At 67.6% G+C, this 19077-nt stretch carries 15 protein-coding genes; 8 read left to right on the plus strand and 7 right to left on the minus strand.

The annotated features are described in order from the left end of the window. The 7 genes from gyrA to dnaA form a co-directional block, all read right to left on the minus strand. Nucleotides 1-2499: a DNA gyrase subunit A gene (gene gyrA / locus ACWDX9_RS01700; protein WP_449947791.1), complete on the minus strand. Its 2499-nt coding sequence runs from the start codon at nt 2497-2499 to the stop codon at nt 1-3. A 21-nt stretch (nt 2500-2520) separates the two neighbouring features. Then, nucleotides 2521-4464: a DNA topoisomerase (ATP-hydrolyzing) subunit B gene (gene gyrB / locus ACWDX9_RS01705; RefSeq protein ID WP_449947792.1), complete on the minus strand. Its 1944-nt coding sequence runs from the start codon at nt 4462-4464 to the stop codon at nt 2521-2523. A 353-nt stretch (nt 4465-4817) separates the two neighbouring features. Next, entirely contained in the window at nt 4818-5318 is a 501-nt protein-coding gene (locus ACWDX9_RS01710) for a DUF721 domain-containing protein (protein ID WP_350724236.1), read from the minus strand. Next, entirely contained in the window at nt 5308-6552 is a 1245-nt protein-coding gene (gene recF, locus ACWDX9_RS01715) for a DNA replication/repair protein RecF (protein WP_364252007.1), read from the minus strand. Before recF ends, ACWDX9_RS01710 begins: the two co-directional genes overlap by 11 nt. A gap of 35 nt (nt 6553-6587) precedes the next feature. Continuing rightward, the gene (gene gnd, locus ACWDX9_RS01720) at nt 6588-7535 is read right to left on the minus strand and encodes a phosphogluconate dehydrogenase (NAD(+)-dependent, decarboxylating) (RefSeq protein ID WP_449947796.1); all 948 of its coding nucleotides are present in this window, start codon (nt 7533-7535) and stop codon (nt 6588-6590) included. 46 nt (nt 7536-7581) lie between these two features. Continuing rightward, nucleotides 7582-8721, minus strand: coding sequence for a DNA polymerase III subunit beta (dnaN, locus tag ACWDX9_RS01725; protein ID WP_355192871.1), 1140 nt, complete (start codon nt 8719-8721; stop codon nt 7582-7584). 523 nt (nt 8722-9244) lie between these two features. Then, complete coding sequence (gene dnaA, locus ACWDX9_RS01730; protein ID WP_449947798.1) at nt 9245-10825, minus strand: chromosomal replication initiator protein DnaA; 1581 nt, start codon at nt 10823-10825, stop codon at nt 9245-9247. Nucleotides 10826-11272: 447 nt separating this feature from the next. Here dnaA and rpmH point away from each other — a divergent pair, with 447 nt between their 5' ends. The 8 genes from rpmH (at nt 11273) to ACWDX9_RS01770 (ending at nt 18828) form a co-directional block, all read left to right on the plus strand. After that, complete coding sequence (gene rpmH, locus ACWDX9_RS01735; protein ID WP_043614899.1) at nt 11273-11410, plus strand: 50S ribosomal protein L34; 138 nt, start codon at nt 11273-11275, stop codon at nt 11408-11410. A gap of 80 nt (nt 11411-11490) precedes the next feature. Next, nucleotides 11491-11832, plus strand: coding sequence for a ribonuclease P protein component (rnpA, locus tag ACWDX9_RS01740; RefSeq protein WP_449947801.1), 342 nt, complete (start codon nt 11491-11493; stop codon nt 11830-11832). Continuing rightward, nucleotides 11829-12110 (plus strand): membrane protein insertion efficiency factor YidD, encoded by a 282-nt coding sequence (gene yidD, locus ACWDX9_RS01745; protein ID WP_319718238.1) that lies wholly within the window; start codon nt 11829-11831, stop codon nt 12108-12110. The genes rnpA and yidD overlap by 4 nt, the downstream gene beginning before the upstream one ends. 4 nt (nt 12111-12114) lie before the next feature. Next, complete coding sequence (gene yidC / locus ACWDX9_RS01750) at nt 12115-13038, plus strand: membrane protein insertase YidC (RefSeq protein ID WP_449947803.1); 924 nt, start codon at nt 12115-12117, stop codon at nt 13036-13038. A 20-nt stretch (nt 13039-13058) separates the two neighbouring features. Further along, nucleotides 13059-13547 carry a Jag family protein gene (locus ACWDX9_RS01755; RefSeq protein WP_192789032.1) on the plus strand — a complete coding sequence of 163 codons (489 nt, stop codon included), beginning with the start codon at nt 13059-13061 and terminating at the stop codon, nt 13545-13547. A gap of 293 nt (nt 13548-13840) precedes the next feature. After that, nucleotides 13841-14512, plus strand: a complete 672-nt coding sequence (gene rsmG, locus ACWDX9_RS01760; RefSeq protein ID WP_357746441.1) for a 16S rRNA (guanine(527)-N(7))-methyltransferase RsmG — start codon at nt 13841-13843, stop codon at nt 14510-14512. Nucleotides 14513-14649: 137 nt separating this feature from the next. Continuing rightward, complete coding sequence (locus ACWDX9_RS01765; protein ID WP_449947806.1) at nt 14650-15576, plus strand: ParA family protein; 927 nt, start codon at nt 14650-14652, stop codon at nt 15574-15576. A gap of 2289 nt (nt 15577-17865) precedes the next feature. Further along, nucleotides 17866-18828: a ParB/RepB/Spo0J family partition protein gene (locus tag ACWDX9_RS01770; protein WP_449947808.1), complete on the plus strand. Its 963-nt coding sequence runs from the start codon at nt 17866-17868 to the stop codon at nt 18826-18828. Nucleotides 18829-19077 lie beyond the last annotated feature (249 nt).

A 19077-nucleotide genomic window follows, 5' to 3' on the forward strand; every position in this document is an offset into this window, starting at 1 on the left:
CTACTCTCCTCCCCCGTCTTCCTCAGTTTCCACCGAAGTCTCCATCGACTCCGCGTTCCGGGCGAGGGCCACCACGCTGTCTCCTTCGGCGAGATTCATCAATCGCACTCCCATGGTCTGGCGGCCGGACTGCTTGATCTCACCGGCACTCGTCCGGATCACCCCGCCGGCGAACGTGATCGCGAAGACCTCGTCCTCTGGGTTGACCATGACGGCACCGACCAGCTTGCCACGGGAAGACACGATTTTCGCAGTAAGCACGCCCCTACCGCCACGTCCTTGAACTGGATACTGCTCCACTGGCGTCCGTTTTGCGTACCCACCCTCCGTGGCGATAAGCACATCTTGACCGTCGGCGAGTCGATTCATGGCGAGAAGTTCGTCACCGTCGAGGAACCTCATGCCGATCACACCGCTGGTCGCGCGGCCCATGGGCCGCAGCGCCTCGTCGGAAGCGGTGAACCTGATCGACTGGGCTCCCTTGGAGACCAGCAGCAGGTCGTCCTGCTCGGAGACCAGGCGGGCTCCGATGACCTCGTCGTCATCCCGTAGGTTGATCGCGATGAGGCCACCGGACCTGGGGGAGTCGTACTCGGACAGGCGGGTCTTCTTGACCAGCCCGCTGCGGGTGGCGAGCACGAGGTAGGGGGCGACGTCGTAGTCGCGTAGGTCGAGAACCTCCATAACTGTTTCGTCGGGCTGCATCGCCAAAAGGTTCGCGAGATGCATGCCACGCGCGTCACGTCCGGCGTCGGGCAGCTCGTACGCCTTGACCCGGTACACCCGGCCCTTGTTCGTGAAGAACAGCAGCCAGTGATGCGTCGTGGTGACGAAGAAGTGGTCGACGATGTCGTCCTGGCGCAGCTGGGCGCCGCGCACGCCCTTGCCGCCGCGCTTCTGCGCCCGGTAGAGGTCGGTACGCGTGCGCTTGGCGTAGCCGCCCCGGGTGATCGTGACGACGATCTCGTCCTCGGCGATGAGGTCCTCGATCGACATGTCGCCGTCGTAGGCGATGATCTCGGTCTGCCGCTCGTCGCCGTAGCGGCCGACGATCTCGGCGAGCTCCTCGTTGACGATCTCCCGCTGGCGGGCCTCGCTGGCCAGGATCGCGTTGTACTCGGCGATCTGCGTCATCAGGGAGTCGTACTCGTCCTGGATGGCCTGCCGCTCCAGGGCGGCCAGCTTGCGCAGCTGCATGTCGAGGATGGCCTGAGCCTGCACCTCGTCGATCTCCAGCAGCGCCATGAGGCCCTGCTGGGCGTGCGAGGCGGACTCCGAGGCCCGGATGAGGGCGATGACGTCGTCGAGCCGCTCAAGGGCCTTCAGGAGGCCGCGCAGGATGTGGGCGCGCTCCTCGGCCTTGCGCAGGAGGTAGCGCGTCCGGCGGACGATGACCTCGATCTGGTGCGCGACGTAGTGCCGGATGAACTGGTCGAGCCGCAGCGTGCGCGGCACGCCGTCGACCAGGGCCAGCATGTTGGCGCCGAAGGTGTCCTGGAGCTGGGTGTGCTTGTACAGGTTGTTGAGCACGACCTTGGCGACCGCGTCGCGCTTGAGCACGATCACCAGGCGCTGCCCGACCCGCGAGGAGCTCTCGTCGCGTACGTCGGCGATGCCGGTCAGCTTGCCCTCGCGCACCAGCTCGGCGATCTTGAGGGCGAGGTTGTCGGGGTTGACCTGGTACGGCAGCTCCGTGACGACGAGCGCCTGCCGCCCCTTGTCCTCCTCGACCTCGACCACGGCCCGCATGGTGATCGAGCCGCGCCCGGTGCGGTAGGCGTCCTCGATGCCCCGCCGCCCGACGATCAGCGCCTTGGTGGGGAAGTCGGGCCCCTTGACCAGCCTGATCGACGCTTCGAGCAGCTCCTCGTCGCCGGCCTCGGGGTTCTCCAGGGCCCACTTGACCGCCGAGGCGACCTCGCGCAGGTTGTGCGGCGGGATGTTGGTGGCCATGCCGACGGCGATGCCGCCCGAGCCGTTGACCAGCAGCTGCGGGAAGCGCGCCGGCAGGACGTCGGGCTCCTGCGACTTGCCGTCGTAGTTGGGGCGGAAGTCGACGGTGTCCTTGTCGATGTCGCGCAGCATCTCCATGGCGACGGGCGCGAGCTTGCACTCGGTGTAGCGCATCGCCGCCGCCGGGTCGTTGCCCGGCGAGCCGAAGTTGCCCTGCCCGTCGACCAGCGGATAGCGCAGCGACCACGGCTGCGCCAGTCGTACCAGCGCGTCGTAGATCGAGGTGTCGCCGTGGGGATGGTAGGTGCCCATCACGTCACCGACGACGCGGGCGCACTTGAAGTAGCCGCGGTCGGGACGGTAGCCACCGTCGTACATCGCGTAGAGCACTCGCCGGTGCACCGGCTTGAGACCGTCGCGGACGTCCGGCAGCGCCCTGGACACGATGACCGACATCGCGTAGTCCATGTAACTGCGCTGCATCTCGGACTGGATGTCCACAGGCTCGATGCGCTCAGCCGGGGGAGTAGTGTTCACGTCCGTCACAGGTGATGATCCCTTTTCTAACTAAACGTCGAGGAAGCGGACGTCGCGCGCGTTACGGATGATGAAGTCGCGCCGGGCTTCCACGTCCTCGCCCATGAGCACGCTGAACAGGTCGTCGGCCTGCGCCGCGTCGTCGAGCGTGACCAGGCGCAGCAGCCGGGTCTCCGGGTTCATCGTGGTCTCCCAGAGCTGGCCCGCGTTCATCTCGCCGAGACCCTTGAAGCGCTGTACGTTGTCCCGCGGCCGCGGGTCGGCCTTGCCGTTGGCGATCCCTTCGGCGATGACCGCGTCGCGCTCGGCGTCGGAGTACGCGTAGGAGGCGTCCTCACCCTTGCGGTCCCACTTGATCTTGTAGAGCGGCGGGCACGACAGGTAGACGTGACCGGCCTCGATCAGCGGCCTCATGAACCGGAACAGCAGCGTCAGCAGCAGCGTGTTGATGTGCTGGCCGTCGACGTCGGCGTCGGCCATGAGGATGACCTTGTGGTAGCGCAGCTTGGCGATGTCGAACTCGTCGTGCACACCGGTGCCCAGGGCGGTGATCAGCGCCTGGACCTCGTTGTTCTTCAGGACCTTGTCGATCCGCGCCTTCTCGACGTTGAGGATCTTGCCGCGGATGGGCAGGATCGCCTGGAAGCGCGAGTCGCGGCCACCCTTGGCCGAGCCGCCGGCCGAGTCGCCCTCGACGATGAACAGCTCGCACTTCTCCGGGTCGTTCCACTGGCAGTCGGCCAGCTTGCCCGGCAGGCCGCTGCCCGACTCGAGCAGCGACTTGCGCCTGGTCAGGTCGCGGGCCTGGCGGGCGGCCATGCGGGCGCGCGAGGCCTGCAGCGACTTGTTGATGATGTCCTTGGCCTCGCCGGGGTTGCGCTCGAACCAGTCGCGCAGGTGGTCGTTGCAGGCCTTCTGCACGAACGACTTGGCCTCGGTGTTGCCCAGCTTGGCCTTGGTCTGGCCCTCGAACTGCGGCTCGGCCAGCTTGACCGAGATGATCGCGGTCAGGCCCTCGCGGACGTCCTCGCCGGAGAGGTTGTCGTCCTTGCCCTCCTTGAGGAACTTCTGCTCGCGCGCGTAGCGGTTGACGATCGTCGTCAGCGCCGCGCGGAAGCCCTCCTCGTGGGTGCCGCCCTCCGCGGTGTTGATCATGTTGGCGAAGGTGTAGACCGACTCGGAGTAGGAGTTGTTCCACTGCATGGCGATCTCGACCGCGATGCCGTCGCCCTCCTCCTCGAAGGAGATGATCGACGCGTGCGCCGCCTCCTTCTTGGCGTTGAGGTGCTGGACGAAGTCGGTCAGACCGCCCTCGTAGCAGTAGGTGACGGTGTGCACTTCGCCGTTGATGTGGTCGGGGCGCTCGTCGGTGAGCGTGATCGTCAGGCCCTTGTTGAGGAAGGCCGTCTCCTGGAACCGGCGCGAGAACGTCTCGTAGTTCCAGGCGGTGGTCTCGAAGATGTCGGGGTCGGGCCAGAACGTGATCGTGGTGCCGGTCTCGTCGGTGCCCTCGCCCTTGGCCAGCGGCGCGAGGGGCTTGGACATCTCGTAGCGCTGGCGCCAGTAGTGGCCGTTCTGCTTGACCTCGACGTCCATGGCGGTCGACAGCGCGTTGACGACGGCCGAGCCGACGCCGTGGAGGCCGCCGGAGACCGCGTAGGACTGGCTGTCGAACTTGCCGCCCGCGTGGAGCGTGGTCAGCACGACCTCGACCGCCGAGCGGTTCTCCTTCTCCATGAAGCCTGTGGGGATGCCACGGCCGTTGTCGACCACGCGTACGCCGTTGTCGGCCAAGAGCGTGACGTCGATCCGGGAGCAGTAACCGGCGAGGGCCTCGTCCACCGAGTTGTCCACAATCTCGTAGACGAGGTGGTGCAGGCCGCGCTCCCCGGTGGAGCCGATATACATACCCGGGCGCTTGCGAACCGCCTCAAGCCCCTCGAGTACGGTGATAGAGCTAGCGTCGTAGGACAACTGCGAAATCCTCCTGCCGCGGACACGCGGCAGGGGAGGCCATCGACCTGCGAAAGCTGCCCCTACCGTGCCCGTCACCGTCGTGAGTGCCCCGATGCGCGGTCACCCAAGGGAAGTCGGCTTACCGCCGGGGTGACACGCAAGCGGACGTGTCCGGAATCCGTCTTCAGTCTACCGGGTCCGGCGGCCGAAGGTGGCAAGGAACGCGCCTGTGATGGCTCCTAGCTCGTTTTGCCCCCTGGTAAGCATCCCCCCTTCGGAAAGGGGGCTTATCGCGTCTGTGGCTTTCTGATCGCCCCTGGGGCCCAACCGGAGCAGCAAAAGTGCCTGCTGCGGAAAACCGCTGATCGAGGCTATCCGTAGGTGTCGCCCGGGCCCCGGCTTCCGGTGACCCGCAACCCTCCGGACGGCCGGGGACCGTTCTGCGGGCCTCTGACCTTGACCTTTGTGACGGTGCCGTCGCCGAGCTCCTCGTTGAGCCTGCGGACGAGGGTGCGCGCGAGCAGCCTCACCTGCGTCGCCCAAGCCGTGGAGTCGGCCGCGATCAGCACCTCGCCGTCCTCGAACGACTCGGGCTTGGTGTGGGCGGCCAGGTCAGGACCCACGATGTCGATCCAGCGCCCGAACACCCCGCCGACCGCCGCCGAGCGCTCCCAGCCGCGGTCGGCCAGGAGGTCGGCAATGGCACGTCCGAAAAGCTGTGGATCGCCGCCCTCCCTGCGCGGCCCCGCCGCCTTGCGCCTGGGTTCGCGCCGGGGGAGCTGGCCGCGCTTGGCCGCGTCGGCCTTGGCCTGGGCCAGCTTCTCCCTGGCCATCGCGGCTCCCCTGGCCGCGGGGTTGTCGTCAGCGGACACGGGTCACGCTCCCTTCTGCGACGTCGAACCGGCCTCCCACCAGCTCCGCGGGCACGTCGTCCGGCACGGCGGCGGTGATGAGCACCTGCTCGGCCGGTGCGACGATCTCGGCCAGCCGCCGCCTGCGCTGGCTGTCGAGCTCGGCGAACACGTCGTCGAGGATCAGCACGGGATCGCCGCCGTCGGCCCGCAGCAGGTCGTACGCCGCCAGCCGCAGCGCCAGCGCGAACGACCAGGACTCGCCATGACTGGCGTAGCCCCGGGCGGGCAGGTCGCCCAGGCCGAGGATCAGGTCGTCGCGGTGGGGGCCGACGAGCGTGACGCCGCGCTCGAGCTCCGCTGAGCGGACCTCCAATAGCCGCTCCCGCAGCCGTTCTTCAAGGGTTTTCCCCAAGTCTGTGGATAACGTCTGTGTATCGAAAGATCCCCGCTCACCGGCGGCTTCGTCCTCCGAGACACCCTCATCCGTATCCCCACCTGTGGACAACGTGCTGCGGTAGGCCAGCGTCGCGGGGTCGCTCCCGGGAGCGAGCGCGGAGTAGGCGCCGGCCACCAGCGGGCGCAGCGCCTCGACGAGCTCCAGCCGGGCCCGAAGGAGCTCCGCGCCGTGCCTGGCGAGGTGGGCGTCCCACACCTCCAGGGTGCTCAGCACGTCGCCCGCGCCGGCCGCGGTGAACCCGCTGTCACTCTCGGCCCGTCTGGCGCTCCTGCTGCCCCTGCGGGCCTGCGCGGCCGTACGCAGGAGCGCGCCGCGCTGCTTGAGCACCCGGTCGTAGTCGGCCCGGACGCCGGCGAACCTGGGCGTCCTGGCCACCAGGAGGTCGTCGAGGAATCGGCGCCGCTCGGCCGGGTCGCCCTTGGACAGCGACAGGTCCTCGGGGGCGAACAGCACCGTACGCAGCAGGCCGACGACGTCGCGGGCCCTGGACACGGGGGAGCGGTTGAGCCTGGCGCGGTTGGCCCGCCCCGGGTTGAGCTCCAGCTCGACCAGCGCCCGGCGGTCATCCCTGTGGACGGCGCAGCGCACGATCGCCCGCGTGGCACCCTTGCGCACCAGCGGCGCGTCGCTCGACACCCGGTGACTCGAGTGCGTCGCGACGTAGCCGAGGGCCTCGACCAGGTTGGTCTTGCCCTGGCCGTTGGGCCCCACGAACGCCGTGACGCCCGGCTCCAGGCCGAGCTCCACGGACGCGTACGACCTGAAGTCGGTCAGCGAGAGGTGGGCGACATGCACCCCACGAGGTTAGTGCGCCTCGGGGATGCCTGTGGTCACCGACGCTCGGTCTCGCGCGGCGGGATCACGTCGGCACCGGGGGAGTCGGCCCCCTTTTCGGTGCTGCCCTCCGCGGAGGTGGTCGCGTGGCCGCCGAACTGGTTGCGCAGCGCCGCGACCACCTTCATCGCCGGCGAATCGTCCTGCCGAGAGGCGAACCTGGCGTACAGCGAGGCGGTGATGACCGGCAGCGGAACCGCGTGGTCCACAGCCGCCTGCACCGTCCACCGGCCCTCCCCGGAGTCCTGTGCGTAACCTCGGAGCTGCTCGAGGTGCTCGTCGTCGTCCAGCGCCCGGACCATCAGGTCGAGCAGCCAGGAGCGGATCACGGTGCCGGTGCGCCAGCTCTTGAACGAGCCCTTGACGTCCTTGACGACGTCGGAGGCCTCGAGCAGCTCCCAGCCCTCCGCGAACGCCTGCATCATGCCGTACTCGATGCCGTTGTGGACCATCTTCGCGAAGTGCCCGGCGCCGACCTCGCCCGCGTGCACGAAGCCGTCCTCGCCCTCGGGCTTGAGCGTCTCGAAGATCGGCATGAGCCGGTCGACGTTGGCCTGATCGCCGCCGCACATGAGCGCGTAGCCGTTCTCGAGGCCCCAGACGCCGCCGCTCACGCCGCAGTCGACGAAGCCGATGCCCTTCTCGGCCAGCTCGGCGGCGTGCTTCTGGTCGTCCACATAGTGGGAGTTTCCGCCGTCGACGACGATGTCACCGGGATCGAGCAGCTCGCCGAGATCGTCGATCGTCGCCTGGGTGGGCTTGCCGGCGGGCACCATGACCCAGATCGCCCGCGGCTTCTGCAGGCGCTCGACCAGCTCCTTAAGGCTGCCCACGTCGCTGATCGCGGGATCGCGGTCGTAGCCGACGACGTCGTGACCTCCGCGACGCAGGCGTTCGGCCATGTTGCCGCCCATTTTGCCCAGTCCGACCATGCCGATCTGCATGTTGTCCTACCCCCTTGTCAGACTTCCATCATCCCCGATGACAGGATCAGCCTGACAGGCGGATGGGCATGATCAGGTAACGGTAGTCCGTAGCGGCTCCGTCATCCACAGGCTTGCCACCGGTGAGGATAGCGGGCTTCGTCGACGTGGTCATCTGAAGTCGCGCAACATCCGAGTCGATGGCCCCCAGTCCTTCGAGCAGGAACTGGTGGTTGAAGGCGATGTTCATCTCCTCGCCCTCGTAATCCACAGGCAGGGCCTCGACGGCCTGCGCCTCGTCGCCGCTGCCCGCCTCGAGCACGACCTCGCCGCTCTTGAACGCCAGCCGCACCGGGGTGTTGCGCTCGGCGACCAGGGCGACGCGCTTGACCGCCTCCACGAACGGCCCTGTGGACAAGTCCGCGCGGGCGGAGAACTCCGTGGGCAGCAGCGACCGGTACTTGGGGAACTCGGGGTCGAGCAGCCGCGTGGTGGTCCGCCGTCCGGCGCTGGAGAAGCCGATCATGCCTTCGCCGGTGCCGCCGGCGGAGCTGAGCGCGATCTCCACCTCCGCGCCGGTCGTGCCGAGCGCCTTGGCCGTGTCGGCGAGGGTCTTGCCGGGGATCATGGCGATGGCGGCGAAGTCGGGCTGGCCCGGCTGCCACTTCAGCTCGCGTACGGCGAGCCGGTAGCGGTCGGTCGCGGCGAGGGTCACGGTGTCGCCCTCGATCTCCATCCGCACGCCGGTGAGCATCGGCAGGGTGTCGTCCCGGCCGGCGGCGACGGCGACCTGGCCGACGGCGGAGGCGAACACGTCGCTGCCCACCCGGCCGGCGGCCGGCGGCATGGCCGGGAGGGACGGGTAGTCCTCCACAGGCATGGTCAGCAGTGTGAATCGAGCGCTGCCGCAGGTGACGACCGCCTTGGCGCCGTCCACCACGAAGTCCACAGGCTGTGCAGGAAGTGCGCGGGTGATCTCGGCGAGCAGCTTGCCCGAGACCAGCACGACGCCGGCCTCACCGGTCTGGAGTTCGAGCGTCACCTCGGCGGAGACCTCGTAGTCGAAGCCGGACAGCTTCAGCTGCTGCCCTTCGGTGACCTCCAGACGCATGCCGGCGAGCACGGGCACCGACGGGCGCGCCGGGAGGCTGCGTGCCGTCCATGCCACCGCCTCAGCGAGAACGTCTCGCTCGATTCGGAACATCACGGTGATCGGCCTCCTGGGTTCGTCGTTGATTCAAGTGTTCACTCTCCCGCACCTGAGCTCCGGGAGAACCCCTCTATGGGTCTTGAGTTTCTTTGTTAGAGAGATAAGAGGTCATCACACTAGGGGCTGTGGAAACTGTGGACAACCGGCGTTCTAGCTGCTCAGCAGCCCTGTTTTCATCCACTGGGGATGTGGGTGACGCCTGGGGAGAACTCGCGCGCCTGGGGATGACGAGTCTGTGCACACAGGCTGTCCCCAGATCTTGGTGCCTTCATCCACGGGTTATCCACGAGGTTTCCACAAGTTGTCCACGGGGTAAAAGGGACGCGGCTGGAGTCCCAGATCGCCTGTTCACAGGCCGTCCACACGTTATCCACGAGTAGTCCCCAGGTTCTCCCCAGGGTGTCCCCAACCTTGTCCCCAGGCCCTGTGGGGGATTTTTTCGGGCATTGTGTGGCGAAGAGCCGGCGCGTTTCGGCGTTTCCGCAGATCCACAGTGTTTTCCACAGGCTGTGCATGAAGTTCAGGCTCCGCGGGATGTCCGCTTGATACGCAAAGTCAGCTCGTTGACCTGGTTGTACATCGACCGGCGCTCGGCGATGAGCGAACGGATCTTCCGCTCGGCGTGCATGACCGTGGTGTGGTCGCGGCCGAACTGCTGGCCGATTTTGGGCAGCGACAGCTCGGTCAGCTCGCGGGCCAGATACATGGCGATCTGCCGGGCGTTGACGAGCGCCCGGCTGCGTGAGGTGCCGCACAGGTCGTCGATGCTGATGCCGAAGTAGTTGGCGGTCTCGGTCATGATCGCCGCGATGGTGATCTCGGTGTCGGACTCCGAGGTGATCAGATCCTTGAGCACCACCTCGGCGAGCTGCAGATCCACACCCTGCCGGTTGAGGCTGGCGAACGCGGTGACCCTGATCAGGGCGCCCTCGAGCTCGCGGATGTTGGTGGAGATGCGGCTGGCGATGTACTCCAGCACCTCGGGCGGCGCGGCCAGGCCCTCCTGGATGGCCTTCTTCCTGAGGATCGCGATCCGGGTCTCCAGCTCGGGCGGCTGGACGTCCGTGATCAGGCCCCACTCGAACCGGTTGCGCAGCCGGTCCTCCAGCGTGGTCAGCTGCTTCGGCGCGCGGTCGCTGGAGATGACGATCTGCTTGTTGGCGTTGTGGAGGGTGTTGAAGGTGTGGAAGAACTCCTCCTGGGTCTGCTCCTTGCCCTCCAGGAACTGGATGTCGTCCACAAGCAGGATGTCGATCGCGCGATAGCGGCCGCGGAAGCCGTCGGCCTTGTGGTCGCGGATGCTGTTGATGAAGTCGTTGGTGAACTCCTCGGAGCTCACGTACCTGACCCGCGCGCCGTCGTACAGGCTCTGTGCATAGTGCCCGATCGCGTGCAGCAGGTGCGTCTTCCCCAGCCCCGAGTCTCCGTAGATGAAGAGCGGGTTGTACGCCTTCGCGGGGGATTCGGCGACCGCCACGGCCGCCGCGTGGGCGAACCGGTTGCTGGCCCCGATGACGAATGTCTCGAATGTGTACTTCTGATTGAGCCTGGCCGGTTCGCTGGGCTTGTTGCTCTTCGCTTCCCACCGGTTCGGAGCCGGCTCCGGCTCCTTTTCCACAGGCGGTGTGTACGGCTGCGCCTGTTCAAAAGAGAAGCCCGGCTGTGGATATTCGGTGGATATCTGGGGCGGCTCAGGCTGTGGAGAATAGAACTGCGGAGGCTCCGAAGCCTGCTGGTGCTGCGATGGCGCGGGCTGTGCGTAGAGCGGCTGGTTCTCCACATTCTGGGGATAACTCTGAGTCACAGGCTGTTGATGAGGGTCGACCGACAGCTGCTCCGGCGCCGTGGTGTCGATCATCACGGCCACCCGCATGGTCCGGCCGAGCTCCTGTGACAGCGCGTGCGCCACGAGCGGGCGCAGCTTGTTGCCCTCGATGAGGTCCTTGATGAAGTCGTTGGGGACGCCGAGCACGATCGTGTCGTTCGCCAGCGCGATCGGGCGCACCATCCCAAGCCACGTACGCTGCTGGATCGGCACGTTCTCGTTGAGGAAGTTGCTCAGGGCCCTCGCCCATACCGTGCCGAGGTCGACACCGTTCATGGTGCGGCTCCCCCTCCTTCCTCTCGCGGCCCCCCGCGATCGTTTATCCACATGCCCGGCCGCCCGCGGCGATCGGCGGCCCGTTCGTCCACAACGTGGCGGCCGGGCTTCGTGCCCAGGCCCTCCACAGGAGATCCACAGGTTGTGCACAGCCCTTTAGCAGGTTCGAAAGGGCCGACAGTATCTATGTGCACAGCTGTGTTCAAGGCATTGTCCACAGCCTAGTGGCACCTGGGTGCACATACTGTGGACGCCGGGGCGGCGGTGGAAAAGTCGCCTGTGGAAAGGTGGATAACCCGTCCAGTTTGACCTGAGGGGCACTTCCCCCGTAACGTACGACGGTCGGCTTGTCACGCGACGGCTATTTCGCGTGCCCTCGCTTCCCTGGCAGGCCATCCATGTGTGTACAGCGTCCTTGTGGCGCACCTTCAAGCCTGGAGCCCACCCGTGAGCAAGCGTACTTTCCAGCCGAACAACCGTCGCCGCGCGAAGACCCACGGCTTCCGGCTGCGGATGCGCACCCGGGCCGGTCGCGCCATCCTCGCTGCTCGCCGCCGCAAGGGCCGCGAGAAGCTGTCGGCCTGATCGTTCCGCGCGTATATGGCCCGTCGGTGCGTCATGCCGGCGGGCGTTAGGCGTATACGGTGCTGTCCCGTCACTCCCGCATGCGGCGCGGGGAAGAGTTCGAGGCGGCGGTCAGGCGCGGGAAGCGCGCTGGTCGTCCGACTCTGGTGGTGCATTTCGCCACTTCGGGGGAAGAGTCCCCTCGAGTGGGTTTCGTGGTGAGCAAGGCCGTAGGCGGCGCCGTGGCCCGGAACAAGGTCAAGCGACGGCTCCGACACCTGATGCGGGACCGTCTCGACCGGCTGCCGCGAGGTAGCCTGCTGGTGGTACGCGCCAATCCACCGGCCGCGTCCGCGCGATTCGAGCTTCTGGCCGCCGAGCTCGACTCCGCACTGGAACGTTTGCTCAGGCGGCGCGAGTCCTCGACGGGTGGACAAAAATGACGGAGCAGCCGCAAGGGGTGACGCCGAGCCTCGCCGCTCGGGCGCTGATCATCCCGATCCGGTTCTACCGGGCGTTCATCAGCCCGATGCTGGGTCCACGCTGCCGTTTCTACCCGTCCTGCAGTGCGTATGGACTCGAGGCGATCGCCACGCACGGAGCGTTGCGCGGCATTTGGCTGACTGTCCGGCGCATCGGGCGGTGCCACCCATTCCATCCCGGAGGTATAGACCCGGTGCCCCCACGCCCGGTCCGGTCCCACGAAACGCAAGGGAGATAGCTCGGTGGAGCTGTCCTGGCTCAACTGGCTGTACACAGCCGTCGCCCAAGTCATTACCTGGATCCACCAGGCATACAGCACGGTGCTCGACCCGAACAGCGGCTTGACCTGGGCGCTCACCATCATCACGCTGACCATCTGCATGCGGATCCTGATCTTCCCGCTGTTCCTCAAGCAGATGCGCTCGTCGCGAAAGATGCAGGAGCTGGCGCCGAAGGTCCAGGAGCTCCGCAAGCGCTACAAGAACGACAAGCAGCGCATGAACCAGGAGGTCATGGCGCTGTACCAGGGTGCGGGCGCCAACCCCCTCGGCGGCTGTCTCCCTGTCGTGGCCCAATTCCCGATCTTCATCTCGATGTTCACCGTGCTGCGGGCGATCGCGGCGGACCAGCCGAAGTTCGGGATGACGCAGGAGCTGGTCGACAGCGCCAAGCATGCCCTCATCCTGGGCGCCCCGCTTCCTGCCACGTTCTTCGAGGCCGCCCAGGTCAGCGAGAAGATCATCATCGGCTGCTTCGTCGCGATCAGCTCGCTCACCACCTTCCTCACCGTCCGGCAGAGCGTCACCCGCTCGATGGCCCAGATGCCGGACAACCCCATGGCGCAGCAGCAGAAGATCCTGATGTACATCTCGCCGCTGTTCGCCTTCTTCAGCCTGAACTTCCCCCTGGGCCTGATCCTCTACTGGGTCACCACCAACCTCTGGACCCTGGGCCAGCAGCACTGGTTCTACAGCCGGCACCCGATGCCGCAGTTCGACGCCAAGGGCAACGCGGTCCCCATCGAGGCCAAGCCCGGCCTGTTCGGCAAGCTTCGCAAGACCACGCCCGAAGAGCAGGCGCCTCCGCCCCCGCCGGAGCCTAAGATCGTCAGGCAGCAGCCAAGCCGCCAGTCCCGCAGCAAGCGCACCGGCAGCAAGAAGTCTTGAACATGAAGGAGAGGCCGGCCATGACCGAGGCCGAGCAGGAGAAGGCTCCTGATCTCAACGCGCTGGAGCAGGAAGGCGAGATCGCTGCCGACTACGTCGAGGGCCTTCTCGACATCGCCGACATCGACGGCGACATCGACATGGACGTCGAGGGCGACCGCGCCATGGTCTCCGTCGTGGGGCTCAAGGGCAACGAGCTCGTCGGTCCCGGGGGAGAGGTCCTGGAGGCGCTCCAGGAGCTGACCCGCCTCGCCGTGCACCGGCAGACCGGTGAGCGCTCGCGCCTGATGCTCGACGTCGGGGGCTACCGCGAGCGGCGCAGGGCCGAGCTGACCAAGCTCGGCACCGAGGTCGCCAACGAGGTCAAGGACGGCGGCGAGCCCAGGTCGCTGCACGCGATGACGCCCTTCGAGCGCAAGATCGTGCACGACGCGGTGGCGGCCGCCGGGCTCCGCAGTGAGTCCGAGGGCGAGGAGCCACACCGCTACGTGGTGGTCCTGCCCGCCTGAGGGGTGTTACGCCATCCGATCCGGCCGTCTGCCCGCACGCACGCGTGGTGGACGGCCGTTTCGCATTTAGGCTCTTTTATCTCTGTACGTATGTCGTAGCGCGCATTTATGCGCGCATGCCCCTTGTTAACGCTCCCCATCCGGACCGGGTCACACGGACGGCGGCGTGCTGAAAGGTCGCCTTCAGACCGGCCCGCTAGTCTTCCACTGTGATCTCACCTTTAGCCTTGGGTAGAGACCACCCGGCTTCCCACCGAACAAGGGCCACCAGCCCCAGAAAGGGCCACCGACCAGTGAGCGATGAGCTTCCGGCGCCGCCGGACATAGCGCGGGACGTCTTCGCCGGGGAGGCTTGGGAACGCGCGAACGCGTTCGCCCAGCTGCTGGCGGGGCCCGGCGTGGTCCGCGGGCTGCTGGGTCCACGTGAGGTGCCCAGGATCTGGGATCGCCATCTGCTCAACTGCGCGGTCGTGGCCGAGGCCGTGCCTCCGGACGTGCACCTGGTGGACATCGGCTCCGGCGCCGGGCTGCCCGGGCTCGTGCTGGCTATCGTCCGGCAGGACATCACGGTCACGCTCCTGGAGCCGCTGCTTCGCCGTACCGTCTTCTTGGAGGAGTGCGTCGAGGCGCTCAAGCTCGACAACGTCGAGGTGCTGCGCAGCCGGGCGGAGGAGCTGGCGGGCAAGCGCGAGTTCGACGTCGCCAGCGCTCGTGCCGTCGCGCCGCTCGATCGCCTGCTGAAATGGGCCATGCCGCTGCTCCACGAGGGTGGCGAGCTGATCGCCATGAAGGGGGAGCGCGCCGCCGAGGAGCTCGCCGAGGCGGAGTCCCAATTGCGGGCCATCGGGGCACGAACGGCCGAGCTTGTGACCGTCGGGCACGGTAAGGTCGAGCCGCCTGCAACACTGGTTCGGGTGGTAGCGGGTCGCACGCCGGAGCGAGCCAGGCGTCGACGAAGGAGGTGACGGTCGTGCCAGTCGCGTCAAGCGGTCTTGGTTGGCCGGACAGCCGTCCGTCCGAGAGTCCAAGCGGGGTTGGCTGGCCCGAAATGGGCGTGTCGCGACAGTCAACTCCTGGCACCGGCACACCACTGGTTGAAAGGATGGACATCGTGACCCAGACCCCCCTGAATCCCGGTGATTCGCCGTTGGTACGAGAGGCACTCAGCTCAGTGGTTTCACGTGAAACATCCGCAACCCCGACGGCCGCTCAGACTCCCGACGGCGGGGACGGCACGTGGCCGCGTCCATCCAAGACCAGGGTGATCGCGGTGGCCAACCAGAAGGGCGGAGTGGGCAAGACCACCACATCGGTGAACATCGCCGCCGCCCTTTCTATGCATGGGCAGCGCGTCCTCGTGGTGGACCTCGACCCTCAGGGCAACGCCTCCACAGCCTTGGCCACCGAGCACCGCGGCGACGTGCCGGACGTCTATCAGGTCCTCGTTGACGACCTCCCGATGGCGGACATCGTCAAGCAGGTCCCCGACATGCCGAACCTCTACTGCGCCCCGGCCACCATCGACCTGGCCGGCGCGGAGATCGAATTGGTCTCGCTGGTGGCCCGTGAGGCCCGCCTGCGGCGCGCGCTGGCGGCGTACGAGGCGATCGACCTCGACTACATCGTGATCGACTGCCCGCCCTCTCTGGGCCTGCTGACGGTGAACGCGTTGGTGGCGGCCGAGGAGGTCATGATCCCGATCCAGTGCGAGTACTACGCCCTGGAGGGCCTCGGACAGCTCCTCAGGAACGTCGACCTGATCCGCGCACACCTCAACCCGACGCTGAAGCTCTCGACCATCGTCCTGACGATGTACGACGGGCGGACCCGGCTGGCCTCTCAGGTGGCGGACGAGGTCCGGTCACACTTCGGCGACACGGTGCTCAACACGGTCATCCCCCGCAGCGTCCGCCTGTCGGAGGCGCCCAGCTATGGGCAGTCGGTGATGACGTACGACCCGGGCTCCAGCGGCGCGATGGCCTACATGGACGCCGCCCGCGAGATCGCCCACCGCGCCCCCGTCGCCTAACCCCACCCCAGCACCACAACTCCCGCGCCCCGCCCACCCGGCCGGCCGCCAAGCCCTCACCCACCCACGCCCACACCCAGGCCCCTCCACCCCCATCTTCCCGCCACAGCACCCACAACCCCGCCATACGCAGCCATCCCGCCTACCGCGGCCTTGCCCGCGACCCAGCCCACCGGCCCGCCCTACCTCCTCTTGCCTCGACACGAGCAGCAGTGAGCCAGGGCATACGAGCATGCCTCCCCACGGATCGCACAACCGCCGTAGAGGCCCGACCCCCTGCCCCAGGCACATCGAGACGACAGCACGCGCAAACGACAAGCTGCCGTCATTGGGGCCGGCGCGAGCCCAGCATCACGGCGTCTCGGTGGCGCAACCAGACAGGGGACACTGACTCTTGAGTGCGAGCGGCACAGCGAGACGGCGATGCGACGTGCGGTAAAGGCGGGCCTGCCGGGACAAATGGTGGCGAATGCTGGGTGACTGCAGGGAGGGTGGACGAGAGTCTGCAGAGCGGCCCGGAACGAGCACCACGATCGAGGCGTCCGGGCCGATGCGTCGCTGGACGGCCAGACGAGCTGGACAGTCGGTTGGGCGCGGCAACCAGGCAGTCATGCAGCCGGCTGGCCAGCCGGGCAACAGGATGGGCACAACGGGCAGGGGTGCCAGGCAACCTAGTCAGCCGCGCCAGCCAGGCCAGCCGCTCCGGCCGAGCCGGCAGGGCCGATAGAGCCGACAGGACTGCCAGGCCAACCGGACCTGGCAGGGCGGACAGGGCCGGCAGGGCCGACAGGGCCGACAGGGCTGGCAGGGCCGACAGGACAGCCAAGCAAGCCGGACCAGCGGGGGCAAAGCAGCCGGATAGGTGCGGTAGCAGAGCAATCAGGTATGCCCCGCAGCAGGGCAGCCGGACGGGGCAGAGCGAAGGGACCGACTCACCAGCAGGATCGTGAGACGCTGGCCACCGCGGCTCGCGACCGGGGGCACAGTCGCCGCCGTTGCGGGTCGGACGCGTCGGCAGGATCGTGAGGCGTCGGCACCGTGGCATACGAGCGAGGCACAGCGAGTGCGGTTGCGGGCTGGCTAGGCGGAGTGAGATTCGAACGTCCTACAACGGCATCCCCCGCCTTGCCACATGGGCGTCTCGCGGCTCCGCCTTCCCAATGGACGCGGGCAGCCGACCACCAGCGCAGGGGTCGCCTCGGGTACCAGCGCGGGCGCGATCACGCGGTGGCGCCTCACCCGCCAGCACCGCGTCGGCGTCGACGCGCGCCGTGCGGTGGCTTATGGCGCCCCGAGCAACGCGGCCGTCAAGCCGCGGCGTCTAAGCGCAGCGTCGGATGAACGAAAGCTCTTCAGGCACCGCTGGCGTCGAGCGTGACGTCTAAGCGCACTGTCCGATGGACGTTGGCACCCGCGATCCCGCCGTTCTGCCGCCGCCTCGGCATCCCGGGTTATGGCGATGGGGGAGGCTGAAGAACCCTCACGCCGAGCGGAGCTGCCCCCCTGGGCCGACGCCGCGCTGTGCCAAGGCGGCGAAGCGTGGGACGGCGAGGCGTCGGGACGGGGCAGTGGCGAGGCGGTGGGGCAGGAAGGCGGGACGGCGCGGCGGCAAAGCCGTGGGACAGCGGGATGGCGGGATGGCAGGGTAGCGAAGCGGTGGGACGGTGAGGCGGTGGGGCAGGAAGGCGGGACGGCGCGGCGGCGAAGCCGTGGGACAGCGGGATGGCGGGATGGCAGGGCAGCGAAGCGGTGGGATGGTGAGGCGGTGGGATGGTGAGGCGGCGGGATGGTGAGGCGGCGGGATGGTGAGGCGGCGGGATGGTGAGGCGGCGAAGCGGTGGGACAGCGGGACGGCAGGACAGCCGGGTGGCCAGGTGGCGAGGCAGCGAGGCGTGGAACAGGGGGTTGGGACGGCGAGGCGGCGAGGCGGCGAGGCGGCGAGAGGCGGCGGGACGGGGGAGTGATGAGGCGGGGAGGCGAGGTGATGCGATCGCAGGGATGCGGAGTAGCGAGATGGAGGAGAAAGGTGGTGAGGGCGTCGGGGAGGGCACCGCGGGGGAAGTGCGTTCAGGCGCGGCATGGAGACCCTTGACCGCGGCACCGGATCGTGTGGTGGCGGTGGCGATTGTCTCGAGCGTGAGATGGGCTCAAGTCAGTCGTTCGGTTGGTTTGTGATCGTGTCGGTGTAAATAGAACCGGGTGGTGTGTGGCGAGGGGGCGCCCCGTCGCGCGCACGACGGTAACCTCTCCTGGAGTGACCGGAATCGGCCGGGTGGATGAGGAGACGCAGTGAGTCAGCAGCGGCGGGGATTGGGCAAGGGGCTCGGGGCACTCATCCCGACCGGTCCCATCGTTGACGGAACGGGAACGGTGCCTGCCCCGTCGAATGGTTCAACGGCGGACACCGGCCCGAGGCCGATCGCTGGCGCGTACTTCAAGGAGGTCGCGCTGGACGCGATCGTCCCGAACCCGCGGCAGCCGCGTGAGATCTTCGACGGGGAACGCCTCGAGGAGTTGGCGGCATCCATCCGCGAGGTCGGTCTCCTGCAGCCGATCGTGGTCAGATCAGTCGGCGGTGGCCAGTACGAGCTGATCATGGGGGAGCGGCGCTGGCGGGCGTGTCAGCAGGTCGGCTTGGACCCGGTTCCGGCGATCGTCCGCAACACTCAGGACGATGATCTCCTTCGGGACGCCCTCATCGAGAACCTTCAGCGTGAGCAGCTGAACGCCCTTGAAGAAGCTGCGGCCTATCAGCAACTCCTCGACGACTTCCAGGCGACGCACGATCAGTTGGCGCAGAAGGTCGGCCGTTCCCGCTCCCACATCACCAACACCCTCCGCTTGCTGAACCTCCCGCCTGAGGTTCAGCAGAAGGTGGCCGCAGGGGTCATCAGCGCCGGTCACGCTCGAGCCCTCCTCGGCCTCGGCAGCGCTGACGAGCAGATCGAACTGGCCAAGCGAATCGTGGCGGAGCTCCTCTCGGTCCGGGCGGTTGAGGAGATCGTCGCGATGGGGAGCGCCAAGGCGGCCACAAAGCCCGCGCGTGAGCGCCAGGCACCCAAGCCCACCGCTCCCGGTCTCACCCACCTCGCCGACCGCCTCTCGGACCACTTCGAGACCAAGGTGAAGGTGGATTTGGGCCGCCGCAAGGGACGCATCGTCGTTGAGTTCGCCACGATCGACGACCTTGAGCGGATCATCGGCACCATGGCGCCGGAAGCTGTCCGCGCGATGCGGGAGTCCGAAGACTGACGCTGTTTCACGTGAAACCGTCATTGCCAGCCGCTCGCTCCCGGCCGCTGCCGTCCTCGCGTACGAGTGATGCGGCGGTGACGGCTGGCGAACGGTTGAGGCGCCTGGTTTGGATAGCTGTTTCACGTGAGACCGCAGCGGACGGTTCGCCGGGGCCGCTGTTTCACGTGAAACCGTCGCTGCCTACCGATCGACCCCCCGCCCCTAGCGGCCTCGCGATGGACGTCGCGGCGGTGCCGGCGGACGAGC

The organism is Nonomuraea sp. NPDC003201, from assembly GCF_053590415.1.